The organism is Prochlorococcus sp. MIT2302 (assembly GCF_059772385.1).
Window position 1 is genome coordinate 200,533 of the sequence record NZ_CM186285.1, and the last position, 24,713, is coordinate 225,245.

Sequence of the window (24,713 nt, forward strand, 5' to 3'; positions counted from 1 at the left end):
TTGAGTTATTCACTTGTCAGAACCAGAACATCTCTGTGAATAACAAGGGGAGATCCTGTTGCTTTGGATTTAGATTTGATTCCTATTTTTATAGCATCACTGCTCATTGAGCAAATCCCCTTAGCAATTTCTTCTCCTTTGGTGTTGATAACTTTTACGGGTTGATTAGAAATAAAATTCCCATTAACTTTTTTTACTCCAACTAGTAGCAGTGAAGCTCCTTTATTTTTGATGGCTTCACTTGCACCATCATCTAGATGAATTTCCCCTACTGGTTTGATCGCATGTGATAACCAACTTTTTCTATTTCCTATTGGATTGGGATGAGGGTGGAAAACTGTTCCTATTTTTTTTCCATTAAGTAATTTACCTAATGTTTTTGGATCTCTACCATCTGCTAATTGAACTTTTATCCCGCTTTCAGTGGCTATCTTTGCCGCAGTTAGCTTGGTTTTTATTCCTCCGGTTCCCCAAGATGTTAGTTCATTTGCTAGATCTAATTTATTTAATTCAATTGAATTATTAATATCTTTAATAGGCTTGGCTTTGCTATTTGTTTTTGGATCAGAGGAGTAAAGATGATCGATATCAGTTAATAATATTAGTTGATCGGCAGATATCGCTGTTGCCACTAATGCAGATAAAGTGTCATTATCTCCATATTTTAATTCTTCATCTGAGGTAATATCATTTTCATTTACTATTGGTATAACATCCCATTCAATCAATCTTTTTAGTGTGTGCGAGGCAGACTTATAACTATTTCTTGAACCCAATTCTGACCTGGTTAATAGTATTTGTGCAACTTTATATCCAAACCTACTCATGGCCTTCTCATACAAAGCCATTAAATGAAGTTGTCCTATTGCCGCAGAAGCCTGGAGAGAAATAATTTCTTTAGGTCTTAACTTGAAGTTCATTTTATGACATCCGAGTCCTACAGCACCACTTGAGACTAATATAATTTTATCCCCATTTTTTTGTGCTCTTGAAATGTATGAACAATAATCATTAATGATCTCAAAAGTTGTATATTTATCGTCTCCTCTCAAAAGGCTTGTGCCAATCTTTATTACCCAAGTTTTCATATCAAATCTCCAGTTATAATTTTAGCCAAAAATCTTTCTATTGATTGAAATTTATTTCTCTCAATTTTTTTTCCATAATAATCTACTGAATCTACCAATATTGTATACATTCCTAATCTGTTGCCTACCAAAATATCTGTAAAAACTCTATCTCCAATAATTGCTATTTCATTTGTTGAATAAGGGATTGTATCTAAAATCTTCTTTAATCTTTTTTTACTTGGTTTCCCTCCTGAATGTGTGAATTCTAAATCTAATTGATCAGCAATTTGTTTGATTCTACTTCTAGAGGGGTTATTGCTGAATAAATACGTATAAAATAGTTTCTTAGAGTTGATCACCCAATTTTTTATATCATTTGAAATTACTGGTGTTTTCCCAGAAGTTAATGTTCCATCTACATCAAGTATTAATGCTTTTACATTTTTCGATAACAATTCATTTATCGAAATTTTTGAAATTTTATCGTTTACTTTCCAATGGGGTTTAAGTAATTTTTGTATTTTTATTCTGATAATCCCCTCTCCTCAAGTTCAGCTTCAATTCCAGATTGTATCTTGTCAAACTCTTCGCCTTCAACAAGCTTTATTTCACCCTCTTCTAGTTTCCCAACTATGAAAAAAGGATCAAGCGGTATGTATAGACCATATTCATTGTTGTCCACTCTAAAATTTACAAGAAGTTCATAGGTTTCTGACTCATCATCAATGTCCTCTTCTTCAATTTCTTCAGGTTCTGGCTCATCTAGTTCGCCTGAGACTGTAAGGGTGATAGCTGAGCGAACAAGTCTAAGATCATGTTCTTGAAGGACAACATCAGCCACCTCGAGTATTGGTTCATTCTTTTCAATTGTCTCGATTAGCTTTGGATCTTGATCATCAATTAATTGAAAAAGAGATACTGGAGTGTCTACAGGTGTTAACAGTGCATATTCATTACCTTCTAGAGGAACTACTTGTTCAAGAAAACATAAGAGATCCGAACCTTGAGAATCTTTAACTAAAAGTGTAGGTACTTCGTCGTTTTTATTTGTGGTTGACATAGGTGAGTTTTTATTAGTTAATATTTAGTTTTATTTGATAGTGTTTTTTACATCATATTCAAAATTTAATTTGAGTCATCTAGATCAGGTCCCTCAATAAGCCATTGTTGTAAAAGTATAGCGGCAGCAGCACTGTCTATCCTTCCTGTCTTGTCTGATTTTATAGAGAACTTCTCTTTAGCCTCGACGGTTGAGCAATGTTCATTTATAAAAGCCACAGGAAGTTTTAGGCATTTCGCTAATTTAATCCCATATTTTTTACATCGAAAAGATTGATCAGTCTCTTTGCCGTGCATATCAAGAGGATTCCCAATAATAAGACCTTCAACTTTTCGGTTGGAGCATATCTTGGAGAATTCTCTAAGATCTTCTTCAAAGCTTCTTCTGAAAATTGCAGGGAGATGAGTTATTGATATACCAAGTGAATCACAACCCGCAACACCTATTCTTTTATTTCCAATATCAAGACTTAAAACCGAACAAGGATTTGGCTGAATCATTTGTTTTTTCCAATTTGAATTGTTGAGGGAAGTTCAGGTTGTTGTTGTAAATTTCCAACAAGACTATTTATTAGCTCAGTTTCTAGAGACTTTAATTTGTATCCATTTTGTCTCTTCCATACACTTCTTCCAAGAAGGACTCGCTCTTCTGTTATTTCCCAATTGCTTCTACTTAATAATTCAATTAACTTTTTATCTTCACTTGTTGTTTCTATATAACATTTAGTTTTGCCAATTTTTATATTATTAATTCTTTGTGGAATTGATTGATTGAGTCTTTCATCCCATGCCAACCCTCTAATCAATTCTAGTGTGTATTCATATTTAGGGCAAATAGATGGTATTAATCCCGCGACAACATTATTTTCTTTAGACTTAATAACACAAGTTAAATTATTCCTTTTTTCGTAAATATCTTGCCATTGCCTATCAAATATTGAACGAAAGTTGATTGACTCTCTGGCTTGTTCAAGTCTCCATATTAGTTGACTATTCTCTTCGGTTAGTTTTTCCCAGATAAAATTATCTATGGTTTCGTTCTTTTGGTATTTTATACTTTCTTTTTTCTTCCAATAATTTATTATTCTTAAGGGCTGAAATCCCGATTGTCTTATTACTGATAAATTCTGATTATCATTTGTATTTATAGAAATTAAAAAACTTTGTGTATTAATATTGCATTCATAGAGAACTTTTCGTAGTAGATTCTGCAATAAATTATAACGGCTATATGATATTGATTCTCCAATAAAGTATGGTTCTGAAATAGACCAACATGTACCTCTTCTGTTGATTGGAGTTGCTAAAATATATGCAATTATATTGTTTCTTTCAACCGCAACAATGCATTTTGAGTTTCTGGTTGGTATTAAATTTGTGAGATTTGATTCTAATAAAGAAAACCATTTTTTGCACAATAGTATTTGAAATACACCGAGGTACTTAGAATTATTCTCTGCCTTAAGCATTGATAAATGCTTGAGCTGAAGTGGCTCGATTAATAAATCTGAAGGTAAAGCTTCATCTTTTTGCATTTAACTATTTTATTATATTTTTAATTATCATGTGACTTCGAAATTATTTCATTTGTTCTGATCATTACTATTGGAGTTTGTTGGTTAGCATTGCCAGCTGGATTTGATGTTAGTGCTTTTTTGATTATTTTAGTATTTTCAATATTATTTGTTGATAAGATTTTAACTCTTCCTAGATCATTTACATCTACAACAGCCACATCAATGCTTAATTCTTTTGAGGCTTCGATACAAAAGGTCTTTGTATCTTTAGGTCCTAAAACTATACTTTTATCATAGGGTGGTGTAGTACCAGTAATGTCATCAATCAATCTTGCTTGTTCACCTGCTAAACGATAAAACATACCTTTAACTCCAAAAAGTTTTAATATTCCTGCTATTAACCACGAAATTATTATCCGACTTGGACTAGAAATATTTATTAGGGTTTGCATTCCGCATGCACTTGCTAAGCTGCTAGTTGGATGAAATCCTTTGCAAAGTAACCTTGAAAGTAGACTTTCATTGACGTTCCTATAGTCTATATATTTCCCCTGCATAATCGCTAAGGGTGACTCTCCAATTGTAAGAATGTCTGTAGCTAGGTAATTTTTAGGTATATAGGATTTTAATATGCTAATAGGATCATCTAAAGTACCAAGGATATGAGTTTTAATTGGATCAACTAAATTACTATTAGAGGAAATTTCTTTATGTGAGTCTATATAATTAGGCAAGACGAAACCATCAAATTTTTTTAAAAAACCAAATGGTCCATAATTACCCCATTCAATATCAATCCATAAACATTTGAGATTCTCTATTGCAGAATCCTCAATCTCAAATTCAACTTCAATTCTGATAAATGTTGATTTTTGACTTTTTATTATATATGCAGACCAGTAGTCATTTTTTTGCTCATATTCTATATCAGGGTGAAGAGGTGTGATACTTGTATTAATCTTTAGTATCTCTGTTTTTGATATACCTATTAACTGAGGATTAACTTTTAAAGAAGGAATCATAACCTCCATTCTTTTATGCAAATTCTTAATCTCAACCCAGGCAATATATTTCTGTGTGGAAGCTTGTATGATTCTTTTGAATTTCTTGGGCTTCAGAACTAAGGGCGAATTTTGTCTGAAATAATGATTTATTTCGATCAAAAGAAACGTTATTATTATGAGAAAAAGATAGTTTGATAACATTTTTTAATAAAGATATTTGATAATTTAAATTAAAATATTTAGTTACCCTATTTCATTTTAGCTGCCTCTAGGATTGGTGTAACCATCTTTAGAAGGCTCGCTATTATATTCGTTAAAGCTTTTGACTGTTAGATCAAAATCAGGTTTCTTTAGACCTGTACCTCTGGTTATTGCATCGTTAATGTCTTCGAACGAAACTTGCCCTTCTTCGTCTAGGAGAACATTACCTTTTCCGTCAATAATCACAGTTTGAGGTATCTTTCCATGCCAGTAATAACCAGGATCCTTGAAAGTTTTTTGATCATCATTGTCTAATTCGTCAATTGATAGAGGAATTAAATCGACAGATGAACTCCACAATAACTTAATACCTGAGACTACTGGTGCATATTGTTTGCTAACAGCACTATCGTCTAGATAGAAAACTAAAACACTGGTTCTTTCGTTCTTTAATGATTCTGATAATGTGCTTGGTGGTGGAACTAATGAACCGTTACCAGCATAAATTGGATATATATTTCCATCATAACTATCAGTATCCCTCGCAGAATATACTGGATTTACAAATAGAAAAAAAAGTATTAGTAGTGAGTAGAATATTCTTAACAATGTAAATTTAAAGTACTATTTGTTTAAATTCTAAAGTCTTAAAGCTAATATAGCTATATTTATTAATAAATAAATTATCCTTTAGATAGGTTTCTCCCCATACCCTGAGCTATACCTCTACCAATTAATCCAATAGATCTTCCAACAACTTTTGTAAGAATTAGAACTATTAAATCACCTAAGTATTGAATTATTGTTTGTACTTGTGGAGCCAATGCATCTCTTAGCTCTATTATAAATGCTATTTGTCTTTGGGGCCAGTCTAATTTCTTTAATTCATCATCTCTGGGTTCAAGGATGATAATCTTTTCAATTTTATTATTTTTTACTGTATAATATAATCTTTTGCTTTCGTATAATCTAACTGGCTTTTTGAATAGACTTTGAAGTTGATTATTTGTATTGATTTGATTTCTTTTACGTTCAAGTTCCCTTGTTGAAATCAATTCCTTATTTAGAAAGTATTTACGCAATTCTGGCCATTCAGAACATGAAGATATAATTTCTTCACTAACTATTTCAGCTGTCCTGAATATCCAATTTAGAATCAAAGTTTCTAGTTGAATAATAGATCTAGGGTCCTCTATTGATAAATACTCTCCATCGATGAGGATCGGCTTATTATTTAATATTGGATCTATTATTAAAGCAATTGAAGGTAGTTCATCATCAAGTATTCCAAGCTCTGCATTGTTTACTAGAAAGTCCGAAATGAAAACATCATCACCATTCTTATGAAGACGATCATATGAATCTATGAAATTGCGTAATGTATTAGAGCGTAATTCAGGAGTGATAGATTGTAAAATCTCTTCAAGTTCTTCTTTTAGATTATTTTTAGAATCAAGTTTTTTGATAACAATTGAAAATTCTTGTAAAAGAGTTTTCAAAAGATTAGTTCTTTTACTTTTATTTAATGAATAAAGAGCTGTTAGTTCATCTGTAGAATTAGTTAGGTCAACTTGAAGTCTCTCCTTTACCCGCTTGTGTATTGCATTCCATAACTCATTCGATGAGGGGTTTTTAATTGTTATGTCAGTACTATATTTGTTAATTAGATTTACGTTTTTCTTACTATAAGTTTTAACTGGAGACTCTATTAATACTTCTAAAGGCCCCCATAACCAGATGATTAATCTCTTCGCTGTTAATAGTTCCCTTCTTCTACCTATTAATATTAAAAGATAAAATGTATTTATTGATTTCTTAGCTATCAGTTGGTTTATAGTGTGTAGATCTTTATTTATTTGTGATATACCACTAGTTAATAACCAATGTCCTAATCCATATGAATTAGAAATTGAGTCGGCATTGTAATTCGATTCATTATTGATTTTAAATACTCTGCCTCCTCCAAGTAAAATATTAATTGTATCTTTTAAAAGTTCAATAGTAGGATCTTGAATAATTCCTTCACTACCAAAAGTCATCAAATCTGCAGATGATAATTTAATGCTTTTTGGTATTACAATTAAAATAGGAGCTTGATCCCATTTTTCTTTTAACTTAAAGATTTCTAGTTTGATTGAGTTTGAGAGTTCTACTTCTTCAAGGCAAAATAGAATAAGTTTTGGGAATCCAATTATATCTTTTTTGTCTAGAATTATTTCTAAATTATTATCCTGTGATGTTAGTTGCAAGGCCAAAGATTCACCTAGAAGTGAAGGCGCTATCATTAAAATTTGTTTTGGTCTTCCTTCGATCAATTTAAATTTAAGAACATAGCCTTTTTAAGATAACTTGATTTAAGAATAGTTCCAGTCCTATTCAATAAATCGAAAGGAACAATCATTTTTTTAATTTTAGACAAGAAATTTATCTTTATCATTTAATGAATCTTTAATAAGAAGATTTTTTAATGTTAGTATCGCCTCTTTTAAATCTATTGAGCCGTCATATAGTGCTCTGCCTACGATTATTCCTTCAATACCTTCATCCCCTAAATCTGCAAGGGAAATTAAATCAGCTATTGAACCTACCCCTCCTGATGCAATTACTGGATTAATACTTGCCTCAGCTATTTCACTTAAGGCTTTTATATTTGGTCCTTCTAAAGTGCCATCAGTTGCAATATCGGTTGATATGATTGCTGCTAATTCAAGATCGTTAAGTTGTTTAGCTAAGTCTAAAGAGGATATTTCACTTTGTTTTAGCCAACCTCGAGTAGCTACCAATCCCTCTTTAGCATCAATCCCTACTGCAACTTTCCTTGGATATTCTCTAGATAAATCTTTAACTAATTTAAAATTCTCTATCGCAATTGTACCCAAAATAACTCTGTCTATTCCTATCCCAAATAATTCTTTTGCTCTATTAATGCTCCTGATACCACCACCAAGCTGAATAGGTATCGTAATGGATTTTTTTATGTCTTTAATTGTTCGATCATTTATGGGTTCACCAGTTCTGGCCCCATCAAGATCTACAAGATGTAGTCGTTTTGCTCCCTGGCTTTCCCAAGCCTGAGCTTGTCTTACTGGATCACTATTGAACTTAGTAACTTGATTGTAATTTCCTTGATTTAACCGAACACATTTTCCATTCAGTAGATCTATTGCAGGTATGATTTCCATCAAGAATAAAATTATTACTATTCATCTAACATCATTTATGTAGCTCTGGGAGATTATCTATAGGCTTTAATATAATTTTTTTAATAATTTATCTTGAAAGTTCTTTTTTTCGGTGGAACTAGGTTTGTTGGAAAAGCTCTTGTCTCTAGCCTTCTAACAAAAGGACATGAGATATTTGTTTTCACGCGTGGGAATCTACCAGTACCTAAAAATATAAATCACGTTAAAGGGGACAGATCAGATGATGAGGATTTAAAAAAACTATCTGGTCATTCTTTTGACATTATTGTTGATAGTTCTGGACGCAAGTTGGAGGATACACGTAGATTTCTTAAATTTTCTGGCCTTCCTGGTTTTAGATTTATCTATATAAGTTCTGCAGGAGTATATGACAACACACAATTATTTCCTGTTAGTGAAGATAGTTTAATAGATCTTGAAAGCCGTCATATAGGTAAAGCAAAAACAGAGCATTGGCTTAAGACTGAAGGAATTCCTTTTACCAGTTTTCGTCCAACATATATATATGGCCCTGGTAACTACAACCCTATTGAAAAATGGTTTTTTGATCGAATAACTAATGGCCGATCTATTCCTGTTCCTTTTGATGGTCAAACCATCACGCAATTAGGACATGTCTCTGATTTGGCCGAAGCTATTTCTAAATCTCTTGAGACAGATAAAGCGATTAATCAAATTTATAATTGTTCAGGATGTAGGGCCGTAACTTTCAAAGGTTTAATTGAAACAGCAATTAAAGCTACCGGAAATAATGTCGATGATTTTCATTTACGTTCTTTTGATCCTTCAAAACTTGATCCTAAGGCGAGAAAACTTTTTCCTCTAAGATTGACTAATTTCTTTACGGACACTTCTAAAATAAAAAAAGATTTATCTTGGGAGCCTAAATTCGATTTGTTAAATGGTTTAATTGATAGCTATAAGAATGATTATCTATTAGCTAATCATGAAAAAGTTGATTTTACTTCTGATGAACTTCTTTTTGATTGACAACATACTTTGTGGCAGAGCTTAAAGTAAGAAATAATGCTATCCAAAATGAAATATAGCCAATTGTATTAATAATATATAGGATATAAGATGTGCCCCAACTTTTTGGCCATAGTAATAGGATTATACTGGTAAATTGAAATGTGGTTTTATATTTACCTTGAATTGAGGCTGGAGCACCTGAGGTTTTATCGGAACGCCAACTAGTTATTAAAAGTTCTCTAGATATTATTAACCATATAGACCATAATGGTACTAGATCTTCATGGACCAACCATATCATTGGTCCAATTAGAAGTATCTTGTCTGCTAGAGGATCTAACTTCGCGCCAAGAACAGATTTGTGATCATATTTACGTGCAAAATAACCGTCGAGAAAATCAGTGAGACCAGCTATAAGAATTAGAAAAATAAAGATATAATTATTACCACTTTTAAGTGACATAATTATCGGTAATCCTAGCAATATCCTTGAAATTGTCAGTCCATTTATAATCATGGGCCAAGAGATAAATCTTTTGGGATTAATAATTTTCATTCTATTTTGAATATAGGGAATTAGGTTTATTTAAAAATCTTTAAGTATAGCCTGCTAAGAATCTATTATATTATACTAACTATCAATATAGTAAATCCATGACTACATTTCTTATTTTCATGTTTTTTTTATCATTAGGGGCAATGGCATTTATCGTAAGAAAATTAGATCAAGAATAACTTAAATATTTTAGTTGCTAAAAACATAAATATTATGGAACATTATTTTTATAGTTTTTCTAAAGAAGTAGATATTTAAAATTCATTAATTGAGTTGCATAGAAGAGATTATCATACATTCTTTTTAATAAGCGCAGTTTGTGATCTTTCAAGATTTTCATTAAAATGTCCTTTAAATGATAAACCGATAATTTTTGAAAAGAAGTTATAGATAATAACTTTAAGGTTATGTAAGATCTTCCAAGTTTCATCTTCATATAAGTGTATCTGATTAAAATTGTAGTGTATTTGGTGGACACCTTCTGTCAGGAAAAATTGTTCTCAAATCTTTAGATGTATTGATTGGAGGCATGTCTGATCTTAGCAAGACATCAATTAGTAGTTCAAAATATAATCCTGAAAGAGTTAATATTTACGTCCTTCCTGATTGTCCTTGGTCAAAAGAGCTCTTAAGCTTCTAGACTTTTTTATTATAAAATATAACTCTTATGTAATTACCAACAAAGAACAACACATAAGTATAGTAATAAAACATCTGTTTCAACTTTCCCAGAAATATTTATTTATAATCAGTTTATTTGTAGTTATTCTGAACTTTGAAATATGTCTTTAATAGGCGATTTGTTGAAAATTATTTCCCAACTTATTGTTAATCTATATTCAATATTTCTTAATTATATTAAAGATTCTTTTTATTTATAGATATTATATAAATTTCTAATAGATGTTTTTTTGCTCATATTTATAGATTTATTATCTAATTACATTAGATTTATTATTATTAGAAATAATATATTTTATGGGTGATCTTTTATCTATTAAACCTTTATGTAATTCAGATATTGATTTTGTTACTGAAATATCTAGAAAGGAAGGTTTTGCACCAGGAGTTGGTGATTTAGGTATTTATCAAAATACAGACAAACAGGGACTTTGGGTTGGTTGGTTGAATGGAAATCCTATTGGGTGCATTGCTGGTGTTCGTTACAATCAAGATTATGGATTCCTTGGATTGTTTTTGGTAATTGAGAAGTATAGGGGTAGAGGTTTTGGTGTCCAGCTTTGGAAAAAGGCTTTAAGTCATTTAAGTGATTTACCTTGTGTTGGTCTAGAGGCGGCTCCAGAGAGAATCTCTGATTACTCAAAATGGGGCTTTACAATTTCCTCGAAAACAACAAGATGGCAATGGTTTGGTGACGGTAAATTACTTCAAGATAGTTATATGAATGGTGATTTAGATCATTTTAGTTTTGTTGAAGGTTCCTCAATTCCAAAAGATGCCGTAGAGAAATTTGACGAAAAAAGAGAAACAACTCCTAGACCTCATTTTTTATCAAATTGGCTTAATCATCCAGCTGGAAAAGTAATAGCAGTTATTGATAAAGAAAAACAATGTCATGGTTTTGGTCGAATCAGACCATGTCTTTTGAAAAACGGAGATGGATGGAGAATTGGTCCTTTAATGGCTGATACTCCTGACCTTTTAAAAATTTTGTTGAAGAAATTAATAGAGAGTCATCCTGGTTTAGTAATTATCGATTCACCTGGCCTAAACATGTCAGCTTCTGAAGTATTTGAAAAATTAGGTTTTAAATCTGAATCTGAAACTTTCAGGATGTATAGAGGTTCTCAACCTCCTGTTTCAATGAGCGATGTGTATGGTTTAGCTTGTTTGGAGTTAGGTTAATACTTTTTTTATCCAAAAGTATTTGATTTTCCTCTGTGAATTTGCTTCTCTTCATTCAATTGTGTTTCCAATTGATCAATAAGTGCCGTAACTAATGATTGGAATTCTGGTTGGCATCCTCTGAAAGCAGCTTTATGTCTTATTGATTCGTTCCTTGTTCTTAGATCAGTAAGCATTAGCTGCAACGCATCAATTTTAGCGTTGGTGTTCATGGTGAATTTAGCTTTTGATAGTTAAATATTAAACGTCTTTATTGCCTTACTCATATTTGTTTTGGGATTCTCTTCGCTACTAGTAACCTCTATGATTTTTTCTATTGAATCTTTTGTTTTTAAAGCTTCAATACATACTTTGGCAACTAGTCTTCTAGGAATTGAGCCTTCTTCTTGAGTTTTTTCTCCAGAAAACAAAATGTTCTGATTTTTTAAATTAGTTTCATTCTCATTCAAACCTCCAGGTCGTATAACAGTCCAATCTAGACCACTTTTTTGTAGAGATCTTTCACCTAATTTTTTCCATATAAGTATGAGACCAAATAAATTTAGAGGATGTATCAATTTGCCGGCACAAAGTGAACTAACAAGAACAACCCGTCTTAACTTTTGCCTCTTGCAGCTTTCAATTTGTTTTTTGATATTTAAGTAATCTACTTTTGCTGGACCTGTTAAATCTATAGATGGTCTTGCGCCTGTTGCGATGACAAGACTTTCACAACCTTGTAAGGCATAATCAAGTGTGGTTCCATTAGTGTCAGATAAAACGTACCTTTCACAGGCTTTTATGGATTCAGGTATTTCAGATTGAGGTCTGACTATTAATCTCACCTCATATCCAGATGATATTGCTTCCTCTGCCACTCTAAGACCTGTTTTTCCTGAAGCTCCTGTTATGGCTAATTTCATTTGAATTGAATTTCTTTGATATGTTTCTAGCAAGAAATAGTCCTTTTTGTTGAGATGGTAAAAATTAATAGATATTATTAAGCCTTTGAACAAATAATTGGTTTCTTTCTATTTGGGTAAAGTTCCCTGCACAAGTTACAGATTTTACCGTTACATCCTCTCGCTGAGCAATATTCTCTTCCGTAAAAAATAATTTGTAAATGTAACTTATTCCAAAGATTCTTTGGAAATAATTTTTTAAGATCCATTTCCGTTTGGGTAACATTTTTACCTGAGGTTAATCCCCAGCGCTGAGATAATCTGTGTATGTGTGTATCTACAGGAAATGATGGGACATTAAAAACTTGAGACATAACAACACTAGCTGTCTTATGGCCAACTCCAGGTAGTGATTCAAGTTCCTTAAATGAATTTGGAACTATATTATCGAAGTTTTCATAAATAATCTTTGATAAGTTATAAGTATTTTTTGCTTTTGTTTTTGCAAGACCTAGTTGTTTTATATAATTATATATTTTCTGTTCACCTAATTTATACATTTCTTCAGCAGAGCTGGCAACCTTGAAAAGATCTTTAGTTAATTCATTGACTTTCTTGTCGGTTGATTGTGCACTTAATACAACTGCTACGAGTAGTGTGAAACCATTTAGATGATCTAAGGGTATAGGTGTTTCAGGATATAATTCTTCAAGTCTCTTAATTATTATTTTTACCCTTTCATCTTTTCTCATGGCAGTATTAATAAAATTGTGTTTTAAAGTTAACTAATTAAAAACCTCTGAATCGAAGTCGAAGACTTTGATAAGACAAGATGAGCATCATTTTATACTTATCCCTGTATTTTTTGTTGAATGACTTTTCCTTTTGCGGTCAGTTTGTTTTCAAAGGTTTTGTTATGAATAGAATAGGCAAAAATAGTTTTGGTGAATACTGAATTAGAAATTCAAAATTTATGGCATGAGTTTAAACCTAATAAAAATGATAATTGGGTTTTAAAAGATATTAATTTATCTCTAAGACCTGGAGAATTGATTGGATTGTTAGGTCCCTCGGGCTGTGGAAAAACTACCCTTCTTAGATTGATAGCAGGTTTTGATAAGCCTAGACGAGGATCAATAAAAAAAAATGGGCAAACAATCTCAAGTAACCATTATGTCCTTTCTCCTGAGAGAAGACAAATAGGTATGGTTTTTCAAGACTATGCGCTTTTCCCTCATTTGAATGTTTGGGATAATGTTTGCTTTGGCATTAACAAGAAAGAACAATCTATTAAAAGGGCCAACTGGCTATTAAATTTATTGGATATTTATGAGTTTAAAAAAAGATATCCACACGAACTCTCTGGTGGGCAGAGTCAAAGAGTTGCGTTGGCTCGTGCCCTAGCTCCTGGTAACTCGTTGGTTTTGTTGGATGAACCTTTTTGTTCCTTGGATGTTGAAGTTAGATCTAGATTGAGGTCAGAACTATCCTCTGTTTTAAAATCCTGCTCAGCATCTGCGCTTTTAGTAACTCATGACCCACATGAAGCATTGGCTATTTGTGATCGTGTTGCTGTATTAAGAACTGGTGAAATTCAACAATACGCAACACCCCTTGAGATGGTTTCAACCCCATCAAATGATTTTGTAGCACAATTTGTGTTGCAAAAAAATATCTTGCCAATTCGATACTTTGATGATTCCTATTCTACATGTATTGGTAAATTGAATATTCCTTCAGATACATCAATATCATTAAAGTCAGTTTGTATGTTCGATAAAAACTCTATCAGAATTAAAGCTTGTATCAATGGTGTTTTTACAGTTATATCAAGAGAATATCGTATCAATTGTTTTGTCTATACTGTGATTAGTAATGGGCTAAAGTTAAGGTCGGAAATGAGCTTGGATGTATATTTATCTATTGGAGACAAATGCAAAGTTGAAACAATTCATGAAAAAAAATATTTAATTCTTCCAGAAAATATTAAATCTAATTTCTAAATAGATTTAATATTTTGATGATTATATTCAAACTTTTTTCGCAATTGAGATTCATTATCAAATTAAAAAAAATTAAATTTTAGTTTAGTGGCAACAAAATGATACAAAAGGGGCTATCATTTATATTGACAAAATTACTTTTTTGTTACTTGACTTTGCTTTTTTTGTGATGCAAGCAGCCACATCCAGTTCAGTAGGTCTTCGCGTGGGTCCTTCCGGTCGTGCCATTGCGCAGCCGATGGATGTTGATCTGCTTGAGGCTCTTTGTCAACATACCTCTCTTGAAAGGGTCTCAAGTGCACAATATCTTGCTATGTCCCTTTGGTTCCTTGAAAGAGAACTTAGAGGGTTTGCTTCATTTTTTAAAAGAGAGTCTCTATCTGAGCAAGAGCATGGATTTAACTTCGCTAAATATATGATTGCTCGTGGTCAAACTGTTGAACTTGAAGAAGTGACTAAACCAATACAAAAATGGAACACTGTTGAAGAATTAGTAACTTTGTCTTTCCAAATGGAGGCTGACGTAACAACCTCTGTTCAACAACTTTATTCTTTAGCAGAGAGATCTAATGATACACGCACAACTGTATTCCTTGATCCAGTAATCGATGAACAAATTAAATCAGAAGATGAAATGGCTTATTTGCTAGGTAAAGTCAAATTTTCTAATAATGATCCTTCTGCATTATTCATTATTGATAATGAATTAAATGTGAAATAAATTTAATAAATACTATCTTCTAATTTTATATTTTTTGAATCAAATTTGACCTTTTTGTTATTTCTAACAAAAATTGAAAAGATAAATCATTTGAATTTTTTTTGAACATATTTTCAGAAATTTCTAAAATTTTCAATCTATTTTTGTTCAACTTCTCAAGTTCCAAAATTAACCTTCTTGAGAGAATTTTGTTGTGACAAGTTTTTAGAGAATTGTTTATATTCTTTGATCTACTTCTAATGTACTCTATCTCTTTGCAAAGTGATAGAACAATAGATTCAGAATAAGAGTATAAATATTGATTCATTATATCTAAGCAGTCAAAGGTGCTGTCTCAATAAATTCTGGCGAGAGACTTAGTGTTGGATCACCTGATGGCGCTTTTAGTAATTCAGCAGTTCTCAGTCTTGAAATTAAACGAGTAGAAGTGACTCTGGTAGATCCAATTAATTCTCCAATTCTTTCATGTGTAAGCCTGAAGGGTAATTTGCACCAGTCTCCACATCTTCTTCCAAGTCGATTAACTAGTAAAGCAAACAAGGCTTGAAGTCTTTGTTCAGCATTACCTAAGTGTCTAATTCTGAGTAGTTGCAGAGTCCACTCATTAACTGGATCATAACCTCCTGATTCTGTTGATGTTTCAGCGTCGCTAATAAAGCATAGAGGGGTTAAAGCTTCCACGCATACTCCTTCGCTGCATAAACGGTCAGTTCTTAGTTGGTCACCTGACTGCAAGAAGGCCAGAGTCATTCCTTCTGTTTCCTCACATGGACAGTAAACACGAGCTATACCGTCTATAACTTCTAGGCATGTATCTCCTCTTCTCGAGGATGGGTCTATGAGCACCGATTGACCGGTAGCCATCCTAACCGCTGATGAAGGTGGCTCTGAGTAGCTTCTAAAGCTCATTGAATTTAAAGGAGCTTAAATTAATTCCTAATTTACACAGGAAAAGATGCTTTTTGCAACCGATTCTCAATAGCAACAAGCTCTTGCGAGTTTTTGTGACTGTATGTATAAAAAGTCACATCAAAACGAAGTTTATTGTTCGTTTTTTTAGTTTTGAGTTAGATAATTGTGACATAAGTGTGATGAGGCTTGTATTTATTTCTACTAACAGAATGCATAAAAAAAAGACCCGCAAGCGGGTCTTTTTTTTTTTTTTTTTCTCATTAATGAAATCAAATTAATGATTAACCATTAGTGATTTTTGCGTTTTCCATATTGTCGAACGCTTTACCAACACGTCTGAAGTCAAATCCCATAGCTCTTAATGCATGCCAGAGATGTCCCTGTATGAAGAAGAAACCAAGATAGAAGTGTACGTTTGCCAACCAAGCTCTTGCTGTATGAGCCCCAGTTGCAAGTGATGCGTCAGTGTCAATAAAGTATGGAGCAAAATCAAACTTCAGTGCAAGTGGAGCTCCGAAGAATTCTTCTGCGTAAACAGTTGTGTTTGTTGAACTATAGAAAGCTGCAACAAGTGCACAGTAGCCAACACCAGCTAATGAATAAGAAAGAACTGCTTCTGCTGAAAGAAGTCCTTTACCTTTAAATTCTGTGTACTCACCAAATTGCTTAGTGATGATGTGAAAAACACCTCCAATAATCAAGAAGAAAGCAAGGAAAGCGTGACCTCCCATTACATCTTCAAGACTGCTGATTTGTAAGAAATCAGCTTGATGGTTCCAAATCATTCCAAGATCAAGATTGTAATCTACTGTTCTTGTAACGCCTTGTGCACTATCCCAAATTCCATGAATTCTTGCCCATTCAACGAATTGAATATTGGCTAATCCAAGGAAAATAAGGTGGTGTCCAAGAATGAATGTAAGTTTATCTGGATCATCCCATTCGAAGTCAAACTTTTTAGGACGACTTCCTTCTGGATAATTTCCAAGATCTCCGTCATATCTGGTTGAGTGAAGAATTCCACCAGCACCAAGAACACCAGAGAAAATTAGGTGAAGTACAGCAATAACGGTGCAACCGTAAGGTTCAGTTATTACTCCGTTTTCAATTCCACCTATTCCAAGTTGTGCAAGGTGAGGCAAGCAGATTAAGTTTTGATTCCCCATCGCAACGGATGAGTCGTAACGAGCAAGCTCAAATAAAGTGAACGCACCTGCCCAGAACATCATCAACCCAGCATGGGCAGCATGCGCAGCGATGAATTTTCCGGAGCGATTGGCCGTCCCTGAATTACCTGCGTACCAGTCATAGGTAACGCTAGGATTCCCGTAGGTCTGCACGAGAAATAAACAAAGAACAGTAAGAGGATATATTTAGAGCTCATTAAGTTCCATATCCCTTCACATTGCTTATTGAAATTGTAGGTTTTGTACATATTTCACGAACATCTGTTACTAATCATGATCTTCGTGTTATAGGCCATTTTTGTATGCAAAGTCCCTATAGTCACTATGATTTTTGATTATGGTGAAGATAAAATTTCTTTTTTTACGTTCAAACTTTGTTATTTTGAAAACAAAGACAAATCTATGAATTACAAAAATATCATCGAAGAGTTTCTTGGAAGTGAAAATATATTTCTCGATAAAAGAAAAACCCTAATAGTTTTGCTGGGCTCTTTTGCTGATTTTGATAGCTTTGAATATGCGCAACAATTATCTGGTCAAGTAAAGAGACTGAATGAGAATTCGGTTGATTTAAAGTTGGTTGGTATTGGTAGTGAAAAATCTAAAGAGTTTTTTTGTAGGTTCAATAAAATAAATATTGAAAATGTTATTGCCTTAAGGAATGCAGACCTTCATAAAAAACTAAATCTCAATGTTGGATTTGTCTCGCAACTTCCATCAATAATTAATTTATTGATCATGTGTGCTGGTATAAATTCCAGAGGTACAATTAAGGAGGTTTTAAGAGGTTATTTGGGGGATAGAAATTCTAAGAGCTTATTTGACTATGATGAGGAAATAAAAATAGGACCTTTTTCTTTATTTAAAGGCAAAATGTTTGGCGTTTTTTCTAAAAAACAAGATTTACGTCCTTTTGAGCTTGCCACCAGGCGACTTATGAATATGGTTGAAATTCTTAGCAATTGGAATATATATGTTCCTGATCCATCTTTTTTAACACAGAGAGGGGCGACAATACTTTTTAATGAAAAACACGAGGTTTTATATAATTTTATGCCTGAAAGTTTATTAGGTTACTCAAATAATATGACTTCACCATTATCATTTTTAGAAGAAAATTTGATTTAATTTAATCTAATGATTTCAAATAAATGCTTAGTTTGTGGAAGTTATAATTTGAGGGCCGACCGTTCATTGTCTGGAAGATTGGTATGTAATTCATGTGGAACCCCCTTTGGTGTTAGAAGATTAGGAAATAATAAAATAAATAATTTTGATATTTCTTTCTTTAACAATAAATATTTTTTCTTTATTTGCATATTAATTGTTTCTTTTATTCTTGTGATCATTTAGTTATCTAGAGGAAGGGCTCTCCAGTATCCATTCTGGTTTACAATATTTATTGATATTTCAAAAAGTTCACTAATTATTTTTGAATTTATTATGTCATTTGGGTCACCTTCTTTGATGATCTTCCCTTTTTTTAACAGAATAACCTTATTAGTTTTAGGAAGAATTGATTCTATGTTATGTGTCACATAAACTATATTTACTGAGTTATTCATTAATTTATTTAAATTTTTATTTAATATGTAATTTGACTTTATATCTAAATTACAAAATGGCTCATCTAGGACTAGTATACTTGGTTCGTAAACAAGAGCTCTAGCAAGTAAAGCTCTTCTTTTCTGTCCATCAGATAATGTATTAAAATCATTTTTAATAATATTATCTAGTTCCCATTCGTTTATTAGATTTTCCACTTTAAATCTTTGTGTTTTTGTGAGAAATTTGGAATATCTTGAATTAAATGTCCCAGAAAATCCTGATATAATTACATCATAAAGACTAACTCCGATATTTACTCTTTGCTCCATTTCTTTGAACAGAAATCCAATCCTTTTTCTTACATCCCAAATATTTATATTTTCCATGCTGAAAAGTTTTAATGAGCTATCTTTTTTGGAAATTGGATATATGGATCTATTTAATAACTTTAAAAAAGTTGATTTACCGGAACCATTTGGACCTAAGATTAGTGTATTTTCACCATAGTTTAAATTAAGATTTATATTCGACAGTATTTCTGTCTGATCAATATTTACATTTATATTTTTAAAACTAGCCCAGGCTAATAAATCTTTTTGAGAATCAACTCTCATTTATATGTATTTAAAGTTACAATTTAATTCTATTAAATGAATAAGAGAATAAAACTTATGGGGAATAATAATCTAGTTAAAAGCTTGATATTTATTTTTCTATTATTCTTTATAGCCATATTAGGATTTTCTGGTGGATATAGCATGCCTCTGTCTTCATGAACTGAATTAGTTAATGAATTAGTTGGATGTAAATCCCATGGCTTTTCCTTGTTTAATGCGTTTTGAAGCCAATCCCAGTAATATTGAACCATCTTATCCTCACCTAATAACTTAACATTATCTTTTTGTATATAACCCATTTGCTCGTTAAATGTTTGGGTTTTCAATACTAGATAATCTTCTGAAAAAATCTTATAAAATGTCCTTCTTTGTAGATTGCTAAATAAAACTAAAGTTGTAAATAGTTTGTTTTTTAAAAATTTCCTGTAATGTCTAACTATCACTCTCGCTTTATTATTTCCTAGTGGAATATGATCAAGAACTTGAATATATCTTGTGCTTTCTGGCGACCCCTTATATATAAAAATTCTTCCTGGAGGCACAAACTTTATTCTTATAAACTCTTCTTGACCATTTGTTTTATATGAGTAGATACTTTCTATTTGCCTATTATCACGTTTAATTTTTTGATTAAAACTGGTTATAGTATCTCTGTTTACATTTTTGTCGGGGATTGTGTCTCCGTGCATCCAGAATACATGTAATATATCTAAGTGATTTTCAATAATTCTAGCCCAATCCGCTTTAAAATCTACATATACCTCTTCATATTCATATTCCAAAGAAGGAAATCCATAAGAATCAGGAAGTAAACTATTTATTGAATATTTTATTTCGAAGTCTTCAATGTTAGCAAGTGGTGTTCCCGTATAATAAATGTAGATATAACCTTCTTTTTCTACACATGGATATTGAAAAAGTTTTATGCTTTTTGCATAGTTATCATAATTAGAGTCAATAATATGCTGACAAGTTATTCTGTCTAAATTTGTACAACTCCCTTGAGAAGAGAATCTAGCACCATGATAAGGGCAAACAAGTTGACCGTTTATAACTTCACCGCCTAAAAAAGAAGCTCCTCTGTGAGGGCATACATCCTTTACACATCTAACAATACCCTCTCTATCACGATACAAAACAAGTGGCTCGTTATAAATCGTGAAGTGATTTAATTTTCCATCTTTTATCGACTCGCTACTAGATACTGAATACCAACCTAAAAGTCCATTCGTTAGTTGATTGGAAGGTTTTGAAGCAATATTTTCTAATTCATTAACATTTTCTTTCTCATTCAAAGTAGATCTAATGAGATTATTAGTCTCATATTCAAATGAATTATTATCTTTTCCTTTTTCTTCTTTCATAACCGAGTAGATCTTCTAGTGAGATGAAAATTGTCTCATTAAAAGAGTATTCTCCTTATGTGTTTAAAGACTCAAAAAAAATAGCACCTAATGCCTTCGAGTATCGATTAAATTTACATAAAAAAACTTGAACGTATTTTCAACGTTCAAGCATGTACGGTTGGACCATTTCTGTTTTATAAAAATCTATTGTTTAAAGGGTTTTGGGAGAAAGCTCTATGCTAGATACAAATTCAGATGCTTCTTCAATATCATTGCAGAATTTACATGTGCCAAGGTAGCAACCTAGATATCTCATGAAAGAAGTTTTTCCGCCAGAAAGTTGATATTTATGAATAGTGCCTCCCTGCGGGGTGGCTTTTACAAGTTGAGGTAAATTAGGCATAAAATCTTCTCACTTTCCCATAATTTGCTTTTGAAATTCCTCTAGAGCAATAGGTAGTTGTACCAAAAAAGGTAAAACAGATTATTTTTTATATTTTTTTTATTTTTGCCTGTTTTTTGCGACTAATCCGCGTAACCGTCATCGTCTTCTGTATTGATAATTCTAGGGGTGTTTTTCATATGTTCATCCCAGGGATGAACATATGAATCTTTGTCAGAGTAGACCTCACTTTTCAACTCTTCTAGCAAAGTCTCGAGCTGTCTGATGATTCTCTTTAGATTATCTTTTTTCATAAATATAGATTGGGTTTAGACTTTTTTATAATATTGTAAGTAATTTTTCTGATTGATTGGTTAACTTTATTTATAAATTTATCAAAAATAAATAATTGTATAATTCCTGTTATTGAATATATATCATTTATAGTTTATTAAGAGTAATAATTTTGATGTTAAATCAAACAATAAAAAATTTAATTTTAATAATCTATGTAAATAACTTCACTTCTTGCGTAGTCTACGAATTGAATATTTAAGAGTCTGCTGAAATTAGCGTAACCCTCTTCTTTCAGTTTTTCTTCCTTCATGCAACCACCTCTGACATTTCGAATGACTTATTATTTTGCACTGCAATATTAGCTATGTACAGTTCAGCTTCTCGAACTAATTGAACATGCTCGCTTTCTAGAGGTAAATCAGACATTGTCCTAAAAGCTTTCAGGACTGGGCAACTTCCATATTCAATTCCTATTTTTTCTGATTGTCCACCTAGTTCCAGCTTTTTTTTTTATCTTTAGAGTATTCTTTCCACCCTTTTACTTGTTGTAGTCTTGCCATAACACTCCAAACAACATTCCAAAAATTCCCCCACTCACCTTGCTTATCCTAAGAATGCCCAACTATTTAGTAAAAGGGGAACAGCTTATTTCTCTAAAACCCCTGTCAGGCATTAAAAAAGCCCCTGAGGGCTTTGTGTTTTGAAAATGGCGGGGGGAAGATTTGAACTTCCGACCTTCGGGTTATGAGCCCGACGAGCTACCAGACTGCTCTACCCCGCGAAGCTTTCAAAGCATACATCTTTATGCGACTAAAAAGATCGATTTGTTTGAGTTAAGGGATCTTTAATTTTCCTTCAACTTCGAAATAGATTCCAGGTTTTTTTTGGAGAGTGATCTCATCAAGTTCCTCTATTGCTGATGGGGTGATCCATTCAAGCTGACGAAGGAGATGAATGGCTACTGCATGCTTTGCTCTTTTCGACCCATCTTCTACCTTTATTGAGAGTCCAATTCCTTCACCCAATAGGCCTATACATTGAATACCCTCACTCCCTCCTTTGCTTATTATTTGCTTATGACCTCTTTTTATTAATTCAGAATCAAAATACCCTTCCCCAGCTACTAGGTCTGGGTGCTGAGTCATTGCGCGAGTTATTTTTTCAAATTCTGGCTGGTCTGATCTGGATAAATGTGCGTATAAAATAGCCATCTGTGACAAACGCAAAAGTAATGTTGGCGCTCCACAATCATCTCTTTCCGCAATTAATTCCTCAACTGGTATTTTCAATAAATCAGAAACTCTTCTGAATATTTCTTTCTGAAGGGGATGATGTCCCATTAAATAGCTATCTAGATCCCAGTTCATTTTCTTGCAAGTTGCCAGAAATGCCGAATGTTTCCCAGAACAGTTGTGTTGAAGCCTGCTTTTTTTATCTTGAGGGATGGGGCATTTGAGTTCTTCTATATCTATGTCAGCATTCCATAAGAGTTTGAAAGCTGTTCTAGCTTGATTCGCAGAACCACAATGTGAACCACATGCGAGAGCTAAGGTTCTATTGTCTAAATTGAATTTTTCTAAAGTTCCACTCGTAAGAAATGGTAATGCCTGGAAAGGTTTCAATGCTGACCTTATAAAAGTTTCATATTCACTCGAACCAGCTTTCATTAATGTCCTGCCTTTCGTATCACAAATTGACGCGTGAGCTCTATGAATTGATTCAACACTTGAACCTCTTTTTACGAGGACTTTCATAGAATTTAAGCTGTTACTTTCTAATTTTCTTTGTATATTCATGTGTTAATTCATTTCTAAAACTATAAATAACAATGAAAATAAAGTAATTGAGAAGAGTAGTATTATTATTATTATTTCTAGATGATTTAGGATAGGTTTAACTTGGTGCTGAGCTATAAGTAAATCCTTCGATCTCCACTCAATTGGTTTTTCCCAAACTTGACCATCATACCAACCAGATTCTTCATATTCAATGGTCTCAGAATTTAGTCTATTATATATATATACCCAACTTAACCATTGCCTAATTAATAATAATAAAGGGACAAGAAGAGAGGAAGTTAAACTTACAAAAGTAAGGTCAAAAATATTATTTTTCAGGTAATCGCTTCCATAAGATATTGTATAGCTAATTGGTGTAATAAAAAACCAACTTAGTGCTAGTTTCCTATAGAAAATACTTCTTTTTAAAAAAGGCCAGGAGATTATCCAAGAATTCCTAATACTATTAAATTCGTTTAATGGCCTTTGATTTGAAGGAACAGGACATATTGTATTATCCATCTTTTAATACGATCAATTGATTATTAGTAAAACCATGAAAGATTCCATTGCTCCAAAATGATTCTAAATCATAGAATTTTCTTTCATAAGGTTGAAAAACATTAATTATTAAATCTCCGTAATCTAATAATGCCCATTTTGCTTCATTAATTCCTTCCTTTCTGAGAGGGAGTAGATCTGCTTCTTCTTTTAAAGTCTTTTCCACATTGTTAACTATTGCCCTTACTTGAACGTCGGAAAGACCTTCTGTAATTAATATCCAATCGGCAATACTAGAAACTTGATCAACCTTTAAAAGTTTTATATCCCCAGCTTTTCTATCATCGCAAGCTCCTGCAGCTAGTTCAATTAACCTATTATTATCCATAAACATTTTCACTTGTAACTGACTTATTAGAACCTTCTTGAGATGCCATTTCTGCTCTTGCTCTCTCAGCACTTTTTCTCAAGGCTTCTAATCTGTCTTCGTAAAATGTTCTCTTTTTTTTCTTTCTAGATTTTTCTACTAAATCTTTTAATGCACCACCAAGACTTTTATATGCATTTGGAACGCTATACCCGAATCGACAAGCTAAGTCAATAGCTCTCTCATCAGCTGCGATTGCGTCTTGTAAGCGTTTCTCTGAATTGTTCTTTAGATATAATCTGTAGCCCGCAAATCCTGACAATCCAAGAGCCATTAGAAGAAGCAGTCCATCTTGTACCCATAATTCTCCAATTGCACCACCTAAACCTATTGCTAGAGCTGCCATTTCCCAACCATCTCTAGGGATGGTGTCATTCTGAATGCGTCCCACCTCATGCCAAAACAATAAATTTCTATGATCTTGAGCTAAGTAATCCCATTGCTCGAGATCAACTTGGATTTCCACTTCATCTCGCCCAATTTCTTCGAGCGTGATTAAGGGAGGATCTATTGCTGCCGCGGCTTCAATAAATACCCAGCTTTGGTTTTCTGGTGGCAGCAGCCCTTTTAGGCGCTGTAGTTCGCTCATACTCTTTGTTTCTTGTTCGGATAGTTAGTTAAACTTTAGTGGTAGTTTGCCGATCTAGACAGTAGATGATAAACAG

General features: G+C 32.6%; 29 protein-coding genes and 1 tRNA gene. 5 read left to right on the plus strand and 25 right to left on the minus strand.

The window, feature by feature from the left end; all coding sequences use genetic code 11:
- Positions 1–5: 5 nt before the first annotated feature.
- From proB to hisA, 9 genes are all read right to left on the minus strand, one after another.
- Positions 6–1,088, minus strand: a complete 1,083-nt coding sequence (gene proB, locus AC6EI2_RS01025; protein ID WP_498462583.1) for a glutamate 5-kinase — start codon at positions 1,086–1,088, stop codon at positions 6–8.
- The gene (locus AC6EI2_RS01030; RefSeq protein WP_498463443.1) at positions 1,085–1,606 is read right to left on the minus strand and encodes a YqeG family HAD IIIA-type phosphatase; all 522 of its coding nucleotides are present in this window, start codon (positions 1,604–1,606) and stop codon (positions 1,085–1,087) included. The genes proB and AC6EI2_RS01030 overlap by 4 nt, the downstream gene beginning before the upstream one ends.
- A complete protein-coding gene (locus AC6EI2_RS01035; protein ID WP_498462584.1) occupies positions 1,594–2,130 on the minus strand; it encodes a DUF3727 domain-containing protein in 537 nt (178 codons plus the stop codon). Before AC6EI2_RS01035 ends, AC6EI2_RS01030 begins: the two co-directional genes overlap by 13 nt.
- Positions 2,131–2,195: 65 nt before the next feature.
- Positions 2,196–2,630, minus strand: coding sequence for a Holliday junction resolvase RuvX (ruvX, locus tag AC6EI2_RS01040; RefSeq protein ID WP_498462585.1), 435 nt, complete (start codon positions 2,628–2,630; stop codon positions 2,196–2,198).
- Positions 2,627–3,664, minus strand: coding sequence for a hypothetical protein (locus tag AC6EI2_RS01045; RefSeq protein WP_498462586.1), 1,038 nt, complete (start codon positions 3,662–3,664; stop codon positions 2,627–2,629). The genes ruvX and AC6EI2_RS01045 overlap by 4 nt, the downstream gene beginning before the upstream one ends.
- A gap of 20 nt (positions 3,665–3,684) precedes the next feature.
- Positions 3,685–4,851 (minus strand): hypothetical protein, encoded by a 1,167-nt coding sequence (locus tag AC6EI2_RS01050; RefSeq protein ID WP_498462587.1) that lies wholly within the window; start codon positions 4,849–4,851, stop codon positions 3,685–3,687.
- 57 nt (positions 4,852–4,908) lie between these two features.
- Positions 4,909–5,460 (minus strand): thylakoid membrane photosystem I accumulation factor, encoded by a 552-nt coding sequence (locus AC6EI2_RS01055; protein WP_498462588.1) that lies wholly within the window; start codon positions 5,458–5,460, stop codon positions 4,909–4,911.
- A 74-nt stretch (positions 5,461–5,534) separates the two neighbouring features.
- Positions 5,535–7,136, minus strand: coding sequence for a DUF3685 domain-containing protein (locus tag AC6EI2_RS01060; RefSeq protein ID WP_498462589.1), 1,602 nt, complete (start codon positions 7,134–7,136; stop codon positions 5,535–5,537).
- A 126-nt stretch (positions 7,137–7,262) separates the two neighbouring features.
- Positions 7,263–8,033 (minus strand): 1-(5-phosphoribosyl)-5-[(5-phosphoribosylamino)methylideneamino]imidazole-4-carboxamide isomerase, encoded by a 771-nt coding sequence (gene hisA / locus AC6EI2_RS01065; protein WP_498462590.1) that lies wholly within the window; start codon positions 8,031–8,033, stop codon positions 7,263–7,265.
- A 93-nt stretch (positions 8,034–8,126) separates the two neighbouring features.
- Here hisA and AC6EI2_RS01070 point away from each other — a divergent pair, with 93 nt between their 5' ends.
- Positions 8,127–9,044: an NAD-dependent epimerase/dehydratase family protein gene (locus AC6EI2_RS01070; RefSeq protein WP_498462591.1), complete on the plus strand. Its 918-nt coding sequence runs from the start codon at positions 8,127–8,129 to the stop codon at positions 9,042–9,044.
- On the opposite strand, the gene pgsA is transcribed toward AC6EI2_RS01070, so the two are convergent.
- A complete protein-coding gene (gene pgsA / locus AC6EI2_RS01075) occupies positions 9,016–9,489 on the minus strand; it encodes a CDP-diacylglycerol--glycerol-3-phosphate 3-phosphatidyltransferase (RefSeq protein WP_498462592.1) in 474 nt (157 codons plus the stop codon). The genes AC6EI2_RS01070 and pgsA overlap by 29 nt on opposite strands.
- A gap of 1,071 nt (positions 9,490–10,560) precedes the next feature.
- On the opposite strand from pgsA, the gene AC6EI2_RS01080 reads away from it, so the two are divergent.
- Complete coding sequence (locus tag AC6EI2_RS01080) at positions 10,561–11,448, plus strand: GNAT family N-acetyltransferase (RefSeq protein WP_498462593.1); 888 nt, start codon at positions 10,561–10,563, stop codon at positions 11,446–11,448.
- Positions 11,449–11,456: 8 nt separating this feature from the next.
- Here the strand turns inward: AC6EI2_RS01080 and AC6EI2_RS01085 are convergent, their stop codons facing one another.
- The 3 genes from AC6EI2_RS01085 to nth all read right to left on the minus strand — a co-directional run bounded on the left by AC6EI2_RS01085 (position 11,457) and on the right by nth (position 13,081).
- A complete protein-coding gene (locus AC6EI2_RS01085) occupies positions 11,457–11,660 on the minus strand; it encodes a hypothetical protein (protein ID WP_498462594.1) in 204 nt (67 codons plus the stop codon).
- A gap of 21 nt (positions 11,661–11,681) precedes the next feature.
- Entirely contained in the window at positions 11,682–12,350 is a 669-nt protein-coding gene (locus AC6EI2_RS01090; protein ID WP_498462595.1) for an SDR family oxidoreductase, read from the minus strand.
- A gap of 77 nt (positions 12,351–12,427) precedes the next feature.
- Positions 12,428–13,081 (minus strand): endonuclease III, encoded by a 654-nt coding sequence (gene nth, locus AC6EI2_RS01095; RefSeq protein WP_498462596.1) that lies wholly within the window; start codon positions 13,079–13,081, stop codon positions 12,428–12,430.
- A gap of 192 nt (positions 13,082–13,273) precedes the next feature.
- On the opposite strand from nth, the gene AC6EI2_RS01100 reads away from it, so the two are divergent.
- Positions 13,274–14,332: an ABC transporter ATP-binding protein gene (locus AC6EI2_RS01100; protein ID WP_498462597.1), complete on the plus strand. Its 1,059-nt coding sequence runs from the start codon at positions 13,274–13,276 to the stop codon at positions 14,330–14,332.
- A 169-nt stretch (positions 14,333–14,501) separates the two neighbouring features.
- Positions 14,502–15,053 (plus strand): ferritin, encoded by a 552-nt coding sequence (locus AC6EI2_RS01105; protein WP_498462598.1) that lies wholly within the window; start codon positions 14,502–14,504, stop codon positions 15,051–15,053.
- 312 nt (positions 15,054–15,365) lie between these two features.
- Here the strand turns inward: AC6EI2_RS01105 and AC6EI2_RS01110 are convergent, their stop codons facing one another.
- Together AC6EI2_RS01110 and AC6EI2_RS01115 are read right to left on the minus strand one after the other, a co-directional pair.
- The gene (locus AC6EI2_RS01110; protein ID WP_498462599.1) at positions 15,366–15,962 is read right to left on the minus strand and encodes a Crp/Fnr family transcriptional regulator; all 597 of its coding nucleotides are present in this window, start codon (positions 15,960–15,962) and stop codon (positions 15,366–15,368) included.
- Positions 15,963–16,246: 284 nt separating this feature from the next.
- Positions 16,247–17,305 (minus strand): chlorophyll a/b binding light-harvesting protein, encoded by a 1,059-nt coding sequence (locus tag AC6EI2_RS01115; RefSeq protein ID WP_413390283.1) that lies wholly within the window; start codon positions 17,303–17,305, stop codon positions 16,247–16,249.
- 249 nt (positions 17,306–17,554) lie between these two features.
- Here AC6EI2_RS01115 and AC6EI2_RS01120 point away from each other — a divergent pair, with 249 nt between their 5' ends.
- Positions 17,555–18,280 (plus strand): AhpC/TSA family protein, encoded by a 726-nt coding sequence (locus tag AC6EI2_RS01120; protein WP_498462600.1) that lies wholly within the window; start codon positions 17,555–17,557, stop codon positions 18,278–18,280.
- A gap of 41 nt (positions 18,281–18,321) precedes the next feature.
- Here the strand turns inward: AC6EI2_RS01120 and AC6EI2_RS01125 are convergent, their stop codons facing one another.
- The 10 genes from AC6EI2_RS01125 to AC6EI2_RS01170 form a co-directional block, all read right to left on the minus strand.
- Complete coding sequence (locus AC6EI2_RS01125) at positions 18,322–18,501, minus strand: hypothetical protein (protein ID WP_498462601.1); 180 nt, start codon at positions 18,499–18,501, stop codon at positions 18,322–18,324.
- Positions 18,502–19,314, minus strand: a complete 813-nt coding sequence (locus AC6EI2_RS01130; protein ID WP_498462602.1) for an ABC transporter ATP-binding protein — start codon at positions 19,312–19,314, stop codon at positions 18,502–18,504.
- Between the two features lie 32 nt (positions 19,315–19,346).
- The gene (locus tag AC6EI2_RS01135; RefSeq protein WP_498462603.1) at positions 19,347–20,681 is read right to left on the minus strand and encodes a Rieske 2Fe-2S domain-containing protein; all 1,335 of its coding nucleotides are present in this window, start codon (positions 20,679–20,681) and stop codon (positions 19,347–19,349) included.
- 193 nt (positions 20,682–20,874) lie between these two features.
- Positions 20,875–21,066 carry a hypothetical protein gene (locus AC6EI2_RS01140; RefSeq protein WP_498462604.1) on the minus strand — a complete coding sequence of 64 codons (192 nt, stop codon included), beginning with the start codon at positions 21,064–21,066 and terminating at the stop codon, positions 20,875–20,877.
- Positions 21,067–21,188: 122 nt separating this feature from the next.
- Entirely contained in the window at positions 21,189–21,359 is a 171-nt protein-coding gene (locus tag AC6EI2_RS01145) for a hypothetical protein (protein ID WP_498462605.1), read from the minus strand.
- Between the two features lie 690 nt (positions 21,360–22,049).
- Positions 22,050–22,123, minus strand: a tRNA-Met gene (locus AC6EI2_RS01150).
- A gap of 52 nt (positions 22,124–22,175) precedes the next feature.
- A complete protein-coding gene (locus tag AC6EI2_RS01155; protein WP_498462606.1) occupies positions 22,176–23,096 on the minus strand; it encodes an asparaginase in 921 nt (306 codons plus the stop codon).
- Positions 23,097–23,141: 45 nt separating this feature from the next.
- Positions 23,142–23,642: a CGLD27 family protein gene (locus AC6EI2_RS01160; protein WP_498462607.1), complete on the minus strand. Its 501-nt coding sequence runs from the start codon at positions 23,640–23,642 to the stop codon at positions 23,142–23,144.
- Entirely contained in the window at positions 23,635–24,009 is a 375-nt protein-coding gene (rsfS, locus tag AC6EI2_RS01165) for a ribosome silencing factor (RefSeq protein ID WP_498462608.1), read from the minus strand. The genes AC6EI2_RS01160 and rsfS overlap by 8 nt, the downstream gene beginning before the upstream one ends.
- Positions 24,002–24,637 carry a DUF3318 domain-containing protein gene (locus AC6EI2_RS01170; protein ID WP_498462609.1) on the minus strand — a complete coding sequence of 212 codons (636 nt, stop codon included), beginning with the start codon at positions 24,635–24,637 and terminating at the stop codon, positions 24,002–24,004. Before AC6EI2_RS01170 ends, rsfS begins: the two co-directional genes overlap by 8 nt.
- Positions 24,638–24,713 lie beyond the last annotated feature (76 nt).

Coding starts and splice junctions, on each gene's coding strand:
- AC6EI2_RS01160 (WP_498462607.1), bottom strand. CDS start 23,642: ATGGATAATACAATATGTCCTGTTCCTTCAAATCAAAGGCCATTAAAC.
- AC6EI2_RS01105 (WP_498462598.1), top strand. CDS start 14,502: ATGCAAGCAGCCACATCCAGTTCAGTAGGTCTTCGCGTGGGTCCTTCC.
- AC6EI2_RS01035 (WP_498462584.1), bottom strand. CDS start 2,130: ATGTCAACCACAAATAAAAACGACGAAGTACCTACACTTTTAGTTAAA.
- AC6EI2_RS01050 (WP_498462587.1), bottom strand. CDS start 4,851: ATGTTATCAAACTATCTTTTTCTCATAATAATAACGTTTCTTTTGATC.
- AC6EI2_RS01120 (WP_498462600.1), top strand. CDS start 17,555: ATGAATTACAAAAATATCATCGAAGAGTTTCTTGGAAGTGAAAATATA.
- proB (WP_498462583.1), bottom strand. CDS start 1,088: ATGAAAACTTGGGTAATAAAGATTGGCACAAGCCTTTTGAGAGGAGAC.
- AC6EI2_RS01125 (WP_498462601.1), bottom strand. CDS start 18,501: ATGATCACAAGAATAAAAGAAACAATTAATATGCAAATAAAGAAAAAA.
- pgsA (WP_498462592.1), bottom strand. CDS start 9,489: ATGTCACTTAAAAGTGGTAATAATTATATCTTTATTTTTCTAATTCTT.
- nth (WP_498462596.1), bottom strand. CDS start 13,081: ATGAGAAAAGATGAAAGGGTAAAAATAATAATTAAGAGACTTGAAGAA.
- AC6EI2_RS01080 (WP_498462593.1), top strand. CDS start 10,561: ATGGGTGATCTTTTATCTATTAAACCTTTATGTAATTCAGATATTGAT.
- AC6EI2_RS01060 (WP_498462589.1), bottom strand. CDS start 7,136: ATGATAGCGCCTTCACTTCTAGGTGAATCTTTGGCCTTGCAACTAACA.
- AC6EI2_RS01130 (WP_498462602.1), bottom strand. CDS start 19,314: ATGAGAGTTGATTCTCAAAAAGATTTATTAGCCTGGGCTAGTTTTAAA.
- AC6EI2_RS01155 (WP_498462606.1), bottom strand. CDS start 23,096: ATGAAAGTCCTCGTAAAAAGAGGTTCAAGTGTTGAATCAATTCATAGA.
- AC6EI2_RS01045 (WP_498462586.1), bottom strand. CDS start 3,664: ATGCAAAAAGATGAAGCTTTACCTTCAGATTTATTAATCGAGCCACTT.
- ruvX (WP_498462585.1), bottom strand. CDS start 2,630: ATGATTCAGCCAAATCCTTGTTCGGTTTTAAGTCTTGATATTGGAAAT.
- AC6EI2_RS01140 (WP_498462604.1), bottom strand. CDS start 21,066: ATGCCTAATTTACCTCAACTTGTAAAAGCCACCCCGCAGGGAGGCACT.
- AC6EI2_RS01090 (WP_498462595.1), bottom strand. CDS start 12,350: ATGAAATTAGCCATAACAGGAGCTTCAGGAAAAACAGGTCTTAGAGTG.
- rsfS (WP_498462608.1), bottom strand. CDS start 24,009: ATGGATAATAATAGGTTAATTGAACTAGCTGCAGGAGCTTGCGATGAT.
- AC6EI2_RS01170 (WP_498462609.1), bottom strand. CDS start 24,637: ATGAGCGAACTACAGCGCCTAAAAGGGCTGCTGCCACCAGAAAACCAA.
- AC6EI2_RS01085 (WP_498462594.1), bottom strand. CDS start 11,660: ATGAACACCAACGCTAAAATTGATGCGTTGCAGCTAATGCTTACTGAT.
- AC6EI2_RS01135 (WP_498462603.1), bottom strand. CDS start 20,681: ATGAAAGAAGAAAAAGGAAAAGATAATAATTCATTTGAATATGAGACT.
- AC6EI2_RS01145 (WP_498462605.1), bottom strand. CDS start 21,359: ATGAAAAAAGATAATCTAAAGAGAATCATCAGACAGCTCGAGACTTTG.
- AC6EI2_RS01110 (WP_498462599.1), bottom strand. CDS start 15,962: ATGAGCTTTAGAAGCTACTCAGAGCCACCTTCATCAGCGGTTAGGATG.
- hisA (WP_498462590.1), bottom strand. CDS start 8,033: ATGGAAATCATACCTGCAATAGATCTACTGAATGGAAAATGTGTTCGG.